Source organism: Acidocella aminolytica 101 = DSM 11237 (assembly GCF_900129125.1).
Classification (GTDB): Bacteria; Pseudomonadota; Alphaproteobacteria; order Acetobacterales; family Acetobacteraceae; genus Acidocella; species Acidocella aminolytica.
Map to the genome: position 1 here is coordinate 1 of NZ_FQVJ01000102.1, position 1148 is coordinate 1148.

1 protein-coding gene is annotated in these 1148 nt (G+C 50.5%); it reads left to right on the forward strand.

The features are described from left to right. The first annotated feature begins 154 nt into the window (after window positions 1-154). Entirely contained in the window at window positions 155-943 is a 789-nt protein-coding gene (locus BUB54_RS19790; RefSeq protein ID WP_048880361.1) for an ABC transporter ATP-binding protein, read from the forward strand. Window positions 944-1148: the final 205 nt, after the last annotated feature.

Sequence of the window (1148 nt, forward strand, 5' to 3'; positions counted from 1 at the left end):
ACTGAGGATTTTTCTGCGCTGCGGTATGTACGCGACAAGGTGCTGCAAACGCCATTTTATGAGATGCTGGATATGCTGGCGGACCCTGATGATCCGCGCGATCTGTTCGGTATGATTCTGCGTGCCGCCTAAACCTTTATTCGAGGAAATCGTCATGCTGCTGGATCAACAGTCCGCCTCGTTTGCACTTGTAGTTGAAGATATTCACAAGAGCTTTGGCACGCTTGAGGTTTTGAAGGGAGTTTCCTTAGCTGCTCAAAATCAGGATGTTATCGCCATCCTAGGAGCTTCCGGTTCGGGGAAAAGTACCTTCCTTCGGTGCATCAATCTTCTTGAGGTACCAGACAGGGGACGCGTGCGAATCAAGGGTGAGTTGGTCGAAATGCGGGAACGCAAGGGACCTCGTGATGCTGCCAATCCTAAGCAGGTGGAAAGGCTGCGCGCCAGGCTCTCGATGGTATTTCAGCAATTCAATCTCTGGGCCCACATGACAGTTCTCGAAAACGTCATCGAAGCTCCGTTGCATGTTTTGAAATTGGACAAAAAGACAGCGACTTTACGAGCCGAGGAAATGCTGGAAAAAGTGGGGCTTACCAGCAAGCTTCACGCCTATCCTGCACAGCTTTCCGGCGGACAACAGCAACGGGTTGCCATAGCGCGAGCTCTGGCTATGGAGCCCGATGTACTACTTTTTGATGAGCCGACGTCAGCGCTTGATCCGGAAATGGTCGGAGAAGTTTTGAAGGTAATGCGCGACCTCGCCAAAGAGGGCCGTACCATGTTGGTTGTAACACACGAGATGGGTTTTGCTCGAGAAGTTGCCAGCAAGGTCATGTTTTTGCACAAAGGCAAGACTGAAGAAGAAGGCAAGCCAACTGAAATGTTCACGAAGCCGCAAACCATAAGGTTTCAGCAATTTCTCTCAAGCACCCTGTCTCACTGATAAAATTCACAATAATGATAAAGGAAGATCTCATGAAGAAGATACTAGCGGCGCTTTTCACAGCAGGCTTGACGGTGGTTCCCATCGTCGCCCATGCAGAGCAATTCAAGGAAATCAAATTTGGGGTTGATGCCACATACCCGCCCTTCGAGTCGCTGTCCCCGTCCGGTCAGTTCCAAGGGTTTGATATCGATCTCGGCAAGGC

Bases quoted from the DNA above. Each gene is read 5' to 3' on its own strand.
- BUB54_RS19790 (WP_048880361.1), top strand. From the start codon at position 155: ATGCTGCTGGATCAACAGTCCGCCTCGTTTGCACTTGTAGTTGAAGAT.